The sequence below is a fragment of the Pseudomonas sp. gcc21 genome (assembly GCF_012844345.1).
In the GTDB taxonomy this organism is placed as follows: domain Bacteria; phylum Pseudomonadota; class Gammaproteobacteria; order Pseudomonadales; family Pseudomonadaceae; genus Halopseudomonas.
The window spans coordinates 2,407,471-2,420,629 of sequence record NZ_CP051625.1 but is presented as its reverse complement, the minus strand read 5'-3'; the positions used below and the strand labels follow the sequence as shown (position 1 = coordinate 2,420,629).

Sequence of the window (13,159 nt, the reverse complement as noted above, 5' to 3'; positions counted from 1 at the left end):
AGGCAAATCTTTTCCCCGAGGATCCCATATGGCTGGCAGCGCTCCGATACCCATTCCGCCCACCATGTCCGCAATGGTCCTGACCGGGCACGGTGGTCTGGACAAGCTGGAATACCGTCAGGATATTCCCGTACCGCAGCCCAAGCCCGGTGAGGTGCTGGTCAAGGTTACCGCCACGGCCAAGAACAATACCGATCGCAAGGCGCGCGAAGGGTTGTATCCCACCCGGGACAAGGCTGAAATGACCTCATTCCAGATCGCAGGAGCACCCACCTTGACCTTCCCCCGCATTCAGGGCGCAGATGTGGTGGGAACTGTCGTGGCGGTCGGTGATGGTGTTGCGCCGGAGCGAATCGGTGAGCGGGGCCTGCTGGATTTCAACCTGTACGCTGATGACCGGCGAGATATCAACCTGACGCCTGACTATTACGGGCACGGTGCCGACGGCGGATTCGCCGAGTACATCGCCGTGCCCTCAGCACAATTTCATCAGATTGAAGACCCCGAGCTGGCCGACGCCGAGCTGGCGGCGATGGGCATGTGTTCCTACCAGACGGCGCTGCACATGCTGAACGTGGCAAAGGTGCAGGTCGGCGAGCGGGTGTTGGTCAGTGGCGCCAGCGGTGGCGTGGGCACGGCGCTGATTCAGCTGTGTCGCATTCTCGGCGCTATTCCCTATGCGCTGAGCCAGCGCGACAAGGCTGACGGGCTGCGTGCGCTGGGCGCCGAAATGGTGTTCGATCGCTCCGACATGAGTCGTTTCACCGATACCGTCCGCCAGGCCACGGGTGGCAAGCCGATCGATGCGGTGATGGATCTCGTTGGCGGCGAGATGACCAATCGCTTCATCGATACCATGATTTTCGACATGAGCCGCCGCACAACCTATCCGCGGCTGAGTATTGCCGGCGCCAGCGGGGATAACCTCAGCGAGATCATGTGGACGCGCATCTACCTGTATCAGGTGCAGATATTCGGGGTATCGCACGGCACGCGGGAGGAGGCCGAACAGTTGATTGCCTGGATCCGCTCCGGTCAGTTGCGCCCGGTGCTCTTCGGTGCATTCAAACTGTCCGAGCTGCATGCGGCGGAGCGGTTCTTCGTCGAACGCTCAAGTAACTTTCTCGGCAAGATCGTCATCGTTCCTGATTCAGAATGGGCGCAGCACGGCGCGCGCTTTGCCCTGAGGGCGGACTGATGAACCTGAGGGCGGACTGATGAGAGAGGAGCTTACGCTGAAATTGATGGATACCCATGCCGGCGGTGACGTCAGCCGAATTGTGGTTGGCGGTATTGGGCCCTTGCCAGGCAACACGGTCAGGCAGCAGGCTCAATACCTGGCAGACGAAGCGGACGGGCTGCGCCGGTTGCTGCTGACCGAACCCTACGGCATGCCCGAAATGTCTGTGGATCTCATCGTGCCCCCGAACGATCCGGCTGCCGAGCTGGGATATATCGTCATGGAAGTGATGGGCTATCCGATCTACTCGGGCTCCAACACCATCTGCACCGCTACCGCTGCTTTGGAATGCGGCATAGTGCAGAAGCGTGAGGGCCGGCAGCAGTTCGTCATGGAATCAGCCGCCGGCCAGGTACGAATTGACGCGGTAATACAGGATGGCGTGGTAGAGGCCATCACCTGCGAAGGCCTGCCGACGTATATTCACAGCTATCGCAACAGCATCCACGTGCCGGCGATTGGCGATGTGACCTATAGCGTGGCCTACAGCGGCGGCTTTTATGCATTGATAGACGCGCCCGCTCTGGGATTTTCGCTGGTGCGTGAAGAAGAGCTGGAACTGGCTGCCTGCGCGCATGCCATTGTCGATGCCCTGCAAGCCGAACGGGGCTTTTCGCATTACACCCTGGGTGAAGTCGGGCCGCTGCCTTTTCTGCATTACATGGGGCCGGTGGAGCAGCTGTCAGACACCTTTTACCGGTCACGCTCCGCGACTTATGTACATCCGGGCGTGATCTGTCGCAGTCCCACCGGGACCGGCACCTCGGCACGGCTGGCGCTGATGCACTATGAAGGCAGCATCAAGCCAGGCGACCGGCTTGAAACCGTTTCGCTACGCGACAGCGGTTTTATCGGGGAATTTACCGGTATCAGTCAGGCCGGCGAGCATCAGCTGGTGGAGAACAGCATTACCGGGAAGGGCTACGTTCTGGCGCGCTCGGATATCGTGATCAATTGCGAGGATCCGATGGTGGAATGTGGCGGTCTGCTGCATATTCTCAGCAGCCGCCAGCAGTGAATGCCCCGTGGTGCGCCTCAGGTCAGCGCGAGACCAACGCCGGCCAGAGCAATCGCAGCGCCGATGACCCGCGACAGCCAGGTCGACCGCCAGCTACCCAATCCGGCACCGACCAAATGCAGTGCGGCAGTGCTCAGGCTAAAGCCGAGCATATACAGCGTCATTTCAGTGCCGTGAGGCATCTCACCGCCATGCGCCACGCCGTGCATTACCGCAAAAGCGGACACCAGTACTGCGCCAGGTAAAAGCGGCACGCGCTTGGCCCATAGCAGCAACAGCCCGAGCGCCAGCACAGATGTGACTATCCCCAGCTCAACGCCCGGAACCCTGATGCCGGCCATGCCCAGACCTGCGCCGGCGAGCATGAAGGCGACAAACAGCACCGGCAGCAACCAGCGCGCCCGACCGCCCAGTTGCGCCGCCCAAAGCCCGACTGCAACCATGGCGAGCAAGTGGTCAAGCCCGCCAATGGGGTGCCCGAGCCCTGCGGCCAGGCCGCCGACGTCGGCGTGCCCTGGGTGAGCCTGCGCCAGCGTTGGCAGGGCGATGAGAGCGGTCAGGGTGAAGGTACGGCTTATCAGATGACCCATGGTCAGACTCCTTCTTGGGTAGGGGCGGGCAAGGGGCGCAGCATGCCCTCGCGAACAATAAAGGCGATGATGTCTGCGACACCGGCGCCACTTTTCAGATTGGAAAACACGAATGGCCGCTCGCCGCGCATCTTTTTCGCGTCACGATCCATGACGCCGAGATCAGCGCCGACCAGCGGGGCCAGGTCGGTCTTGTTGATGATCAGCAGATCCGAGCGGGTAATGCCGGGGCCGCCCTTGCGCGGAATCTTGTCACCGGCGGAAACGTCGATCACGTAGAGCGTCAGGTCTGACAACTCCGGACTGAACGTGGCTGCAAGGTTGTCACCGCCGCTTTCCACCAGGATCAGCTCCACTCCCGGGAAGCGTTCCTGCAGCTCCGCCACGGCGGCGAGGTTCATCGAGGCATCCTCGCGAATTGCCGTATGCGGGCAGCCGCCGGTTTCCACGCCGAGAATACGGTCAGCCGGCAGCGCCTCATTGCGCAGCAGGAAATCGGCATCCTCGCGGGTGTAAATGTCGTTGGTGATGACCGCCAGGTTGTAGTGGGGATACAGGTGCTCGCATAGCGTGTTCACCAGGGCGGTCTTGCCGGAACCGACCGGGCCGCCAATCCCCACGCGCAATGCGGGTTTGGTATTCATGTGGTGCTCCTTATGATCGAAACAGTCTTGTGTATTGGTGTTCGTGCCGCGCGCTGGCGAAGGCCAGGCCGGGCAAGCCGGCGCCGAGTTCGTCGTCACGCAGTTGTAAGGCCGCATCGGCAATCAACGGCAGGCGCGGCAACAGGCGGTCGAGCAGGCGCTGGGCATCGGTCTGGCCGAGCGGAATCAGTTTGGTCGCGGCACCGGCCTGGTTTTCCAGCCAGCTCCAGAGCACACCGAGGGCCAACTGCCGCGTGCCGGTCTGCCAATGCCAGCCAGCCATGGCGAAGGCAGTCATCAGGGCGATGGGCTCGCCCTTGGGCCAGTCCAGCGCCGGCGGAACCTCCAGCGAGCAAAGCAGGCGCAACAGGGCGCCGCCTTGCTGACTGTCTTCCAGATACAGCTCGGCGGTTTCGCGATTGGCCAGCAGCCAGCCGTTCCACTCGCTGACGGCATCCAGATCGCCGTCATCCATGGCTACGTATTGCCGCATCAACACCGGAATATCGAGAAACCCCAATGATCGGGTCGCCAGACCGTCAAGCCACTCAGCCGCTGAGTCGAGATCGGTTATCCAACCCTGCTCGACCACGTATTCCATGCCCTGCGAGTAGGCATAGCCGCCAATGGGCAGCGCCGGGCTGGCCAGTTGGAGAACGCGAAGCAGTGCTCTGTCCGACTGTTCAGTGCCCGACATGCTGCTGGCCGTTCAGCCGAACGAAAGGCGCGGGTGGCGTGGCGACGCTATGGGCGTGACCGTGGTAAGCGCCGGGCTCTGGGTTGAATGGTGCGACGATATCCTCCACCTCCAGGCGCATCCCTGTGAGCATGGCTTCCAGGACATGATCGCGCAGATAGCGCAACTGGCCGGGCAACACTTCCAGCGCAACGTGACGGTTGCCCAGGTGGTAGGCGGCACGTGCCAGCAGCAGCGGGTCATCGCATAGCACCCGAGACAGCGGCTCCGGTTCGGCGTGAATCATTACCACGGTATTGTCGTTGGCCAGCAGCCGGTCGCCTTCGCGCAGCACGCGGCCACGCGGCAGAAACAGCCCCACCTCGACGCCCGCCCGCGTGCGGGTGCGCAGCCGGCTGCGGGTACGCATTTCGTACGTCAGCTCCAGCTCATGCTGAGCCGGCCCCGTATCGTCCAGCCATTGGTGACATTCGAGCATCCAGGCCTCCTCAGAAAAGAAAATAGCGTTGTGCCAGCGGCAGTTCGTCGGCGGGATCGCATAACAGAGCGACCCCATCGGCCTCAACGATGTAGGTCTGCGGATCGACGCTGATCACCGGCTGATAATCGTTGAGCTTCATGTCCGCCTTGCTGATGGTCCGTGTGTTGCGCACGGCTTCAAGGCGCCGGGACAGCCCGAGCCTTTCCTTGATGCCCGAATCCAGCGCGGCCTGGGACACAAAGGTGATGCAGGTGTGGTTCATGGCCTTGCCGAGCGCGCCGAACATTGGCCGGTAGTGCACGGGCTGGGGCGTGGGAATCGATGCGTTCGGATCGCCCATCGGCGCTGCGGCGATCGCGCCGCCCTTGAGGATCAGGCTGGGCTTGGCGCCGAAAAAAGCGGGCTTCCACAGCACCAGATCAGCGAGCTTGCCCGGTTCGACCGAGCCCACCAGATGCCCGATGCCCATGGTGATGGCTGGATTGATGGTGTATTTGGCCACATAGCGACGCGCGCGGAAGTTGTCCGACCAGTCGTTGTCCTCTGGCAGTGCACCGCGTTGCACCTTCATCTTGTGCGCGGTCTGCCAGGTGCGGGTGATGACCTCGCCGACCCGGCCCATCGCCTGGGAGTCCGAGGAGATCATGCAGAAGGCGCCCAGGTCATGCAGGATGTCCTCGGCGGCGATGGTCTCGCGGCGGATGCGAGAATCGGCGAAGGCGACATCCTCGGCAATGGCCGGGTCCAGATGGTGACAGACCATGAGCATGTCGAGATGCTCATCAACGGTGTTGATGGTATAGGGGCGCGTCGGGTTGGTGGAGGAGGGCAGCACGTTTGGCTCGCCGCAGGCCTTTATGATGTCCGGCGCATGACCGCCGCCCGCACCCTCTGTGTGATAGGTATGGATGACCCGGCCCTTGATCGCCGCGAGGGTATCCTCGACGAAACCCGACTCGTTAAGCGTGTCGGTGTGAATGGCCACCTGCACATCGTAGGCATCGGCGACACTCAGACAGCAATCAATCGCCGCCGGGGTGGTGCCCCAGTCCTCGTGCAGCTTCAGACCCATGGCGCCGGCTTCGATCTGCTCTTCCAGCGCGTCGGGCAGGCTGGCATTACCCTTGCCAAGAAAGCCTAGGTTCATCGGCAATGATTCGGCCGCTTCAAGCATTCGTGCAATATGCCAGGCACCCGGTGTACAGGTGGTGGCATTGGTGCCGGTGGCCGGACCAGTGCCGCCGCCGAGCATGGTGGTGACGCCCGATGTCAGCGCCTCGTCAATCTGCTGCGGACAGATAAAGTGAATATGCGCATCCACGCCACCTGCGGTAAGGATCATGCCCTCGCCAGCGATAATCTCGGTGCCGGGCCCGATGATGATGTTCACGCCGGGCTGGATGTCCGGATTGCCGGCCTTGCCCAGGTGTTGGATAAGCCCGTCCTTGATCGCCACGTCGGCCTTGAATATGCCTGACCAGTCCAGAATCAGCGCATTGGTGATGACTGTATCAGGCGTATCCGCGCGGCCGCGCTGGCTCTGGCCCATGCCGTCACGAATCACCTTGCCGCCGCCGAACTTCACTTCCTCGCCGTAGCGGGTGTAGTCCTTTTCGACACTGATCCACAGCTCGGTATCGCCGAGCCGTACCCGGTCGCCGGTAGTCGGGCCGTACATCTCCGCGTAAGCCTGCCTGCTTATTTCCATCTTGCCTCCCGTTGCGGTCCTGCTCTATGGCGGATCGCTGCAAATCGATGTTCAGGGTGCATTCAAAGACTGCCCATTACCTGGCCGCGAAAGCCGAACACCTTGCGCTCGCCGGCCAATGCCACCAGCTCGACCTCACGGTTCTGGCCCGGTTCGAAGCGCACCGCGGTGCCGGCGGCGATATTGAGCCGGAAGCCCCGGGCGGCTTCACGATCAAAACGCAGCGCCGCATTGGTTTCGGCGAAGTGGTAATGCGAGCCGACCTGCACCGGCCGGTCGCCGCTATTAGCCACGCTCAGGCGCAACGTTTCGCGGCCGGCGTTCAAGGTCAGCGAGCCTTCAAGCGTCTGGATTTCTCCGGGTATCATCGGTGCGCCTCATATGATCGGGTCGTGAACGGTTACCAGCTTGGTACCGTCCGGGAAGGTGGCTTCAACCTGCACTTCAGAGAGCAATTCCGGCACGCCGGGCATGACCTGTTCGCGGGTGAGCAGGGTGCGGCCGTAGCTCATCATGTCTGCCACGCTGCGGCCGTCGCGGGCGCCTTCCATGATGGCGGCGCTGATGTAGGCCATGGCTTCGGGGTAGTTCAGGGTCACGCCGCGTGCCAGGCGGCGCTCGGCGACCAGTGCTGCGGTAAACAGCATGAGCTTGTCTTTCTCACGGGGCGTTAGCTCCATGGGTGCACTCCGTTCAGGTATTCCAGATCCGCGGCGCGCAACCGCGCCGCCCATTGATGTACGGCCGTAGCTGCTGCCACAGCCGCATGAAGGTAAGTCGCGCGTGTGCAGCGCAATGGCCGAGGTAACGGCCGATGAACAGGCCGTGGCGTTGGGTGAAAACCAGTTGGGGGGCATCGGCGTACTCTTCGCGCAGCGCATCCAGTGCGTCGCGATCCAGCGTCAACGTGGCCAGCCAGGTGCCGCTGACGAAGCAGTCACCCAGCCCCCAGCGGGCTGACAGCAGCGCATCGCCCCCCACAAAGCGGTTACGCTCGATATACAGCGGTTTGCCGTCACGCCAGATGTCCAGGTGCTGGCTCACACAGCCGCTGGCAAAACCCTCGTTCGCAGCGGGTCGGCCCAGGCACAGTAAGTCCCACATGCACATCTGCGCATCGGCTTGAAGGTCGATACGCGTGGCAAGCTTTGCGTTGCAGCCCTCGAAGGCAATGGTGTCCTGCGGCAGATATTCGAGCGAGCCACCCGCGGCGACAGAAAGGCGCGTGAGCTGCTGCTGCAGGGTGCCGTTCTCGCGGGCCCGATAGCACTTGCCCGAGGAGGGCGTGGTGAGCAGTGCGGCAGCATCCTCACCGATATTGGCGTTGAGTCGCAGCGTGTCGCCGCTGACCAGTCCGCCTGGCGGATGCAGGATGTATAAGTGCGGGCAGTCCAGGCCTTCCGGGTGCAAAGGACGCTGTATGCGGAGCGGGCCGCGGTGGTGCAGTCGATCGATAACGGTGCGTCCAGCCCGGCGACTGACGCCGATGTCCAGCCCGGCCTGCCAGCTGATGGCGCTATCGACTTGTTCGAGATGCCAGGCTGCAGTCATCGACCTTCCTCAGTTGAAACGTTTGCTTGAATCGGTACAGGGTCAGCGCTGCGCCAAGGCGTGACGCAGTGAGCGCAGCGGTGCACTGGACGAACAGGCATAAACCGGGCCAAGGTTGTTATCGCTGCAAAACGGCCGATAGCGGAGGATTGAGGGCGATCACGTTTGGCGGGTGTGCGCTAAAACGGGGCGTTGTGCGAAAGCGCTGCACCAGTTTTGTTCAATCATGCTCAGCGCCGGGCCGGCCGCGTCGAGAGCGGCCCGCTCGCAGGATCAATATGCCGACCGCGCCTGACGCTCAGGCCATGATTAAAAAAGCTGGCCAGGAAGTCAGGAACCATTACCATGCGCCGCAATTGTGCATGGCACAGCTCATGCTTGGATCAACGGAATGGCGCCACTCAAAGGCGCAGCCCGACCGGAGGTAGAGATGGACGAACAATGGCTGGTGGATTTACCCAAGGCTGAACTGCACTTGCATCTGGAGGGATCGCTCGAGCCGGAGCTGCTCTTCAGCCTCGCTGAGCGCAACGCGGTCAACTTGCCCTGGACGGATGTCGAGACGCTGCGCCAGGCTTATGCCTTCAACAACCTTCAGGAATTTCTTGATCTGTATTACCAGGGCGCTGACGTGTTGCGCACGGAACAGGATTTCTACGATCTCACCTGGGCGTATCTGCAACGCTGCAAGGCCCAGGGGGTGGTACATGTGGAGCCCTTTTACGATCCACAAACCCATACCGAGCGGGGTATTCCCTTCGAGGTCGCCCTCGAAGGGATCAGTTCGGCGATGCGCGACGGGCGCGAGCAGTTGGGCATCAGCGGCGGGTTGATACTGAGCTTCCTGCGGCACCTGTCCGAAGACGATGCCTTCAAGACACTCGAACAGGCAATGCCGCACCGGGATGCCTTTTTCGCCGTCGGGCTCGATAGCTCGGAGATGGGCCATCCGCCGAGCAAATTCGATCGCGTTTTCGCCAAGGCGCGATCGGAAGGCCTGTTGGCAGTGGCGCACGCAGGGGAGGAAGGACCACCGGAGTACATCTGGCAAGCGCTGGATCTGCTCAAGGTCAACCGGATCGACCACGGTGTGCGCGCCGCAGAGGACCCGCGGTTGATAGAGCGGCTGGTGGATGAACAGATTCCCCTGACCGTGTGCCCGCTATCGAACATCAAGCTTTGCGTGTTTGACAGTATGCGCGAGCACAACATCCTTGAGTTGCTGGACAAGGGCGTGAAGGTCACGGTGAATTCAGATGATCCCGCGTACTTCGGTGGATATGTGCTGGAGAATTTCGTGGCGTTGCGCGACGCGCTGGGCATGACGCAAGACCAGGCCCGCCAACTGGCGCAGAACAGTCTCGATGCCAGGCTAGCCTGAGCCCCGGAGCAGCGCTCAGGCTCCCGCCGACCTCGCCGTCCAAGCCCACCGCTCTATGCTAGGATGGCAGCGGGTCTGGCGGTACGGCGTGCCGGTTGAATCAGCAGATCATTCTTCGAGTTGAGCGCGCCCGGGTGGGTTGACCCGGTCGTCAACCGCACGCAAAACCAACCGGGCCAGCTAGCTGTTTCTCGGCTTGTTCACCGCATGGCAGGGGGAGGGGGCGTGTATTCACTCAAGCGCAAGGGCGATTACCGTCTGCAGTTGACTCGAACGTTGCGCAAGCCGGGTCGACATAAGGTCGAGGTTTACCTGTTCACCCCGCACGACAGCAATCTTTCAGTGTGGACGCTCAGCGAACAGCAATTCTTCTTTACCTCTCTGGAGCACCGCTTCGGGCTGCTGGGGCTGCCGGACAAGGATCGCGTGAGCAAGGCCGACCGTTCCTTCGTACTGCTTTCTCCCTACTACGAAATCATGTATGGCTCCTGGTTGTTCCAGTATCGCGCCTCTATCGACCGCCTGCGCCAGCAGGTTCAGAACGCGGATGTGCTTGAGGAACCGCTCAAGCGAGCCCTCCGGTTGAGTCAGAATTTCGCCCAGCGCGTGCGTAAATCGAGTCCGGAACAGAGCAACCAGAGACGGTATTTCCGGCAGATGGATATCTATTTTTCATGGCGTGCCGAGCAGTTTCTGCTGGAATGCATGACCCACCCCGGCTTTGCTGAACTGGACGAGGAGCTTAAGCAGGCGGTAGCGGACTTCTTGCGAGAGGAGCACAAGTATCGCAAGGAGCGTGAATATCTGAGCGACTTCCGCGGTTCGCCGACCCGGGTATGGAATCGCATGAGTCTGTATCACCGGCTGCTTGAGTATCCGGTGCTGCTGCGCTCCAAGGTCACCGAGCTCGGAGCCGGCACCCGCAAGTTGGTCAAGGCAGCGTCGACCATGTTGATCATGTCGCTGTTCACCTACTTCCTGTTCAATGCGCGGGACGCCAGCGAAAAGCTCTCGCTGACGCTGCTGCTGGGGATCGCACTGGTTTACGCCATCCGCGATCTGTTGCGTGACGATATGATCACCGGGATAACCCGGTGGCTACGCAAGGGCAAGCCACGCTGGAAAATCCGCCTGTTCATGCCCTACACGCGAAAACTATTGGCTCTGCAGAGAGTCTGGCTGGACTACCGCAGGTTGCCTGAATTGCCGCGTCAGATACTCGATCACACCGGAAATTGGGCATCAAACGATGAGCGGCAGATCATCTGTTACCGCTCGGAGCTCAATCTGGACAAGGATGCCCTCGAGCAGGACGAGATTCAGGAGCGGTTGAGCCTGGACTGCGAACAGCTTTGCGAAATGATCCAGACCAGCAAGCACCGCCTGTTTGTGCCCGCTAGCGAGGCAGAACCCTTCGGCTCGATCGAGGCGCATCCGATCGAAAAGCAGCTCGACTACAACCTTCTGGTGGTGCACAGCGAGGCGGGGCAGCCTTTCTCTCAGGCACAACGTTGGCGGTTGCGGCTGGGGCCGAGCGGGATTGTGAAATGCGAAAGTAAGAAGATTAACTGGCCGACGCCCGAGGAGCAGTTTGCCGCGCCCTGGTACCGGCGTTTAGGCAGCGTGTTTCATCGAAAGGATGCGCGGGATTAATTCGCACCGGTCATTGGCAGGGCTATGGGGAACAACGGAGTAGCATGCAGAATCGAGAAAGCTCGCAGGGTGGGCTTTCCAGCGGCGTTCCTGACGAAGATCGGGGAATGTTCGGGAATTGCTATGTGGTGGGCCCAGTAGGACTTGAACCTACGACCAATCGATTATGAGTCGACTGCTCTGACCAACTGAGCTATAGGCCCACTGATAGTGCAACAGCCGGGGAATTATACGGATTGATGTGGCGGGTGGCTATAGCCTGGAGGCATGACTGTTAAATAGCTGTTCCACAACGGAAAACGCCCGGCAAGCCGGGCGTTTTCGTTTACTGCTGTTGCTTACTCGTCGAGGAAGCTGCGCAGATGATCGCTGCGCGTCGGATGACGCAGCTTGCGCAGTGCCTTGGCTTCGATCTGCCGGATCCGCTCGCGGGTGACGTCGAACTGCTTGCCGACTTCTTCCAGCGTGTGATCGGTATTCATATCGATACCGAAGCGCATGCGCAGAACCTTGGCTTCCCGTGCGGTCAGTCCGGAGAGGACGTCGCGGGTCGCTTCCTTCAGGCTCTCGACAGTCGCCGAGTCGATCGGTGATTCCATGGCACCGTCTTCGATGAAGTCGCCCAGATGGGAGTCTTCATCATCGCCGATGGGTGTTTCCATGGAGATCGGCTCTTTGGCGATCTTCAGTACCTTGCGGATCTTGTCCTCAGGCATTTCCATCCGTTCGCCCAGCTCTTCAGGGGTCGGTTCGCGACCCATTTCCTGAAGCATCTGCCGCGAGATGCGGTTCAGCTTGTTGATGGTTTCGATCATGTGCACCGGAATACGGATGGTGCGCGCCTGGTCTGCGATAGACCGGGTGATCGCCTGACGGATCCACCAGGTGGCATAAGTCGAGAACTTGTAACCGCGACGGTATTCGAACTTGTCCACCGCCTTCATCAAACCGATGTTGCCTTCCTGGATCAGGTCGAGGAACTGCAGGCCACGGTTGGTATATTTCTTGGCGATCGAGATAACCAGACGCAGGTTGGCCTCGACCATTTCCTTCTTGGCACGACGGGCGCGGGCTTCACCGATCGACATGCGACGGTTGATGTCCTTCACCTCGGACAGCTTCAGCTCGACTTCTTCTTCCAGCGCAGCGAGTTTCTTCTGCGTACGGATAACGTCAGGCTTGACCGCTTCGAGGGCTTCGGCATAACGCGGGCTGTCCGCCAGCAGGCTGTCGACCCACTGTTCGTTGGTCTCGTTGCCGGGGAAGCTGCGCAGGAAATCTGCACGGGGCATACGCGCATCACGCACGCAAAGCTGCATGATGGCGCGTTCCTGGGCGCGGATCTGATCCTGGGTGCCGCGGACGCGTCGAACCAGTGCTTCGTACTGCTTCGGTACCAGCTTGATCGGCATGAACAGGACGGCAAGGGCTTCCAGCTCTTCGGTTGCTTCCGGGCTGCCACGACCGTGCTTTTTCAGCGCCTTCTTGACCTTGGCCAGCTGGTCGCCGACTGCAGTGAAGCGTTGACGGGCGACTTCCGGATCCGGGCCGCCATCGCCTTCTTCTTCAGTGGTGTCGTCGTCTTCGCTTTCTTCGTCGTCGTCAGACTTGTCGTCGGTCTTGGCCTTGGCTGCCGGTGCGGGCGCTTCGACGGCACCCGTCGCGGACATGCCATCGTCGTCCGGATCGATATAGCCGTTGAAGATGTCGGTCAGACGTCCGCCTTCCTCGACTACGCGATGATAGTCGGCAAGAATGCTGTCGACAGTGCCAGGGAACATCGAAATGGCCGCCATGACTTCGCGGATACCTTCCTCGATGCGCTTGGCAATTTCGATTTCGCCTTCGCGGGTCAGCAGTTCCACCGTCCCCATTTCACGCATGTACATGCGCACCGGGTCGGTAGTTCGGCCTATATCGCTCTCGACAGCGGCCAGCGCAGCGGCGGCCTCTTCGGCGGCGGCTTCGTCGGCGTCATTATCTGCCAGGAGCAGGGCATCGGCATCGGGTGCAGCCTCGAAAACCGTGATCCCCATGTCGTTGATCATGCGAATAATGTCTTCAACCTGCTCCGGATCGGCGATATCCTCCGGTAGGTGGTCGTTGACTTCCGCATAGGTCAAATAACCCTGCTCGCGACCGCGGGCGATGAGTTCTTTGAGACGGGATTGCTGTTGCGCTTTTCCGGACATAACA

General features: G+C 61.1%; 13 protein-coding genes and 1 tRNA gene. 4 read left to right on the top strand and 10 right to left on the bottom strand.

The features are described 5' to 3' along the window. The first annotated feature begins 28 nt into the window (after positions 1-28). Positions 29-1,198, top strand: coding sequence for an alcohol dehydrogenase catalytic domain-containing protein (locus HG264_RS11200; protein ID WP_169407730.1), 1,170 nt, complete (start codon positions 29-31; stop codon positions 1,196-1,198). A 19-nt stretch (positions 1,199-1,217) separates the two neighbouring features. Then, positions 1,218-2,258, top strand: a complete 1,041-nt coding sequence (locus HG264_RS11195; RefSeq protein ID WP_169407729.1) for a proline racemase family protein — start codon at positions 1,218-1,220, stop codon at positions 2,256-2,258. 17 nt (positions 2,259-2,275) lie between these two features. On the opposite strand, the gene HG264_RS11190 is transcribed toward HG264_RS11195, so the two are convergent. The 8 genes from HG264_RS11190 to HG264_RS11155 form a co-directional block, all read right to left on the bottom strand. Continuing rightward, positions 2,276-2,848 carry a HupE/UreJ family protein gene (locus tag HG264_RS11190; RefSeq protein WP_169407728.1) on the bottom strand — a complete coding sequence of 191 codons (573 nt, stop codon included), beginning with the start codon at positions 2,846-2,848 and terminating at the stop codon, positions 2,276-2,278. 2 nt (positions 2,849-2,850) lie between these two features. Next, positions 2,851-3,492, bottom strand: a complete 642-nt coding sequence (ureG, locus tag HG264_RS11185; RefSeq protein WP_169407727.1) for an urease accessory protein UreG — start codon at positions 3,490-3,492, stop codon at positions 2,851-2,853. A 10-nt stretch (positions 3,493-3,502) separates the two neighbouring features. Further along, complete coding sequence (locus HG264_RS11180) at positions 3,503-4,189, bottom strand: urease accessory protein UreF (RefSeq protein WP_169407726.1); 687 nt, start codon at positions 4,187-4,189, stop codon at positions 3,503-3,505. Beyond that, positions 4,176-4,667 carry an urease accessory protein UreE gene (ureE, locus tag HG264_RS11175; RefSeq protein WP_169407725.1) on the bottom strand — a complete coding sequence of 164 codons (492 nt, stop codon included), beginning with the start codon at positions 4,665-4,667 and terminating at the stop codon, positions 4,176-4,178. Before ureE ends, HG264_RS11180 begins: the two co-directional genes overlap by 14 nt. 10 nt (positions 4,668-4,677) lie before the next feature. Then, positions 4,678-6,378, bottom strand: a complete 1,701-nt coding sequence (gene ureC, locus HG264_RS11170) for an urease subunit alpha (RefSeq protein WP_169407724.1) — start codon at positions 6,376-6,378, stop codon at positions 4,678-4,680. A 62-nt stretch (positions 6,379-6,440) separates the two neighbouring features. Continuing rightward, entirely contained in the window at positions 6,441-6,746 is a 306-nt protein-coding gene (locus tag HG264_RS11165; protein ID WP_169407723.1) for an urease subunit beta, read from the bottom strand. 9 nt (positions 6,747-6,755) lie between these two features. Continuing rightward, positions 6,756-7,058: an urease subunit gamma gene (locus tag HG264_RS11160; protein WP_169407722.1), complete on the bottom strand. Its 303-nt coding sequence runs from the start codon at positions 7,056-7,058 to the stop codon at positions 6,756-6,758. Positions 7,059-7,071: 13 nt separating this feature from the next. Further along, positions 7,072-7,929 (bottom strand): urease accessory protein UreD, encoded by an 858-nt coding sequence (locus tag HG264_RS11155; RefSeq protein WP_169407721.1) that lies wholly within the window; start codon positions 7,927-7,929, stop codon positions 7,072-7,074. Between the two features lie 430 nt (positions 7,930-8,359). On the opposite strand from HG264_RS11155, the gene HG264_RS11150 reads away from it, so the two are divergent. Beyond that, positions 8,360-9,310 (top strand): adenosine deaminase, encoded by a 951-nt coding sequence (locus tag HG264_RS11150; protein ID WP_169409104.1) that lies wholly within the window; start codon positions 8,360-8,362, stop codon positions 9,308-9,310. Positions 9,311-9,535: 225 nt separating this feature from the next. Continuing rightward, positions 9,536-10,963 carry a hypothetical protein gene (locus HG264_RS11145; RefSeq protein WP_169407720.1) on the top strand — a complete coding sequence of 476 codons (1,428 nt, stop codon included), beginning with the start codon at positions 9,536-9,538 and terminating at the stop codon, positions 10,961-10,963. Between the two features lie 126 nt (positions 10,964-11,089). Here the strand turns inward: HG264_RS11145 and HG264_RS11140 are convergent. Together HG264_RS11140 and rpoD are read right to left on the bottom strand one after the other, a co-directional pair. Beyond that, a tRNA-Ile gene (locus HG264_RS11140) sits at positions 11,090-11,166 on the bottom strand. Positions 11,167-11,301: 135 nt separating this feature from the next. After that, entirely contained in the window at positions 11,302-13,155 is a 1,854-nt protein-coding gene (gene rpoD, locus HG264_RS11135; RefSeq protein ID WP_169407719.1) for an RNA polymerase sigma factor RpoD, read from the bottom strand. Between the last annotated feature and the right edge of the window lie 4 nt (positions 13,156-13,159).

Coding starts and splice junctions, on each gene's coding strand:
- HG264_RS11155 (WP_169407721.1), bottom strand. CDS start 7,929: ATGACTGCAGCCTGGCATCTCGAACAAGTCGATAGCGCCATCAGCTGG.
- HG264_RS11190 (WP_169407728.1), bottom strand. CDS start 2,848: ATGGGTCATCTGATAAGCCGTACCTTCACCCTGACCGCTCTCATCGCC.
- ureE (WP_169407725.1), bottom strand. CDS start 4,667: ATGCTCGAATGTCACCAATGGCTGGACGATACGGGGCCGGCTCAGCAT.
- HG264_RS11180 (WP_169407726.1), bottom strand. CDS start 4,189: ATGTCGGGCACTGAACAGTCGGACAGAGCACTGCTTCGCGTTCTCCAA.
- HG264_RS11160 (WP_169407722.1), bottom strand. CDS start 7,058: ATGGAGCTAACGCCCCGTGAGAAAGACAAGCTCATGCTGTTTACCGCA.
- HG264_RS11150 (WP_169409104.1), top strand. CDS start 8,360: ATGGACGAACAATGGCTGGTGGATTTACCCAAGGCTGAACTGCACTTG.
- HG264_RS11200 (WP_169407730.1), top strand. CDS start 29: ATGGCTGGCAGCGCTCCGATACCCATTCCGCCCACCATGTCCGCAATG.
- HG264_RS11165 (WP_169407723.1), bottom strand. CDS start 6,746: ATGATACCCGGAGAAATCCAGACGCTTGAAGGCTCGCTGACCTTGAAC.
- rpoD (WP_169407719.1), bottom strand. CDS start 13,155: ATGTCCGGAAAAGCGCAACAGCAATCCCGTCTCAAAGAACTCATCGCC.
- HG264_RS11195 (WP_169407729.1), top strand. CDS start 1,218: ATGAGAGAGGAGCTTACGCTGAAATTGATGGATACCCATGCCGGCGGT.
- ureG (WP_169407727.1), bottom strand. CDS start 3,492: ATGAATACCAAACCCGCATTGCGCGTGGGGATTGGCGGCCCGGTCGGT.
- ureC (WP_169407724.1), bottom strand. CDS start 6,378: ATGGAAATAAGCAGGCAGGCTTACGCGGAGATGTACGGCCCGACTACC.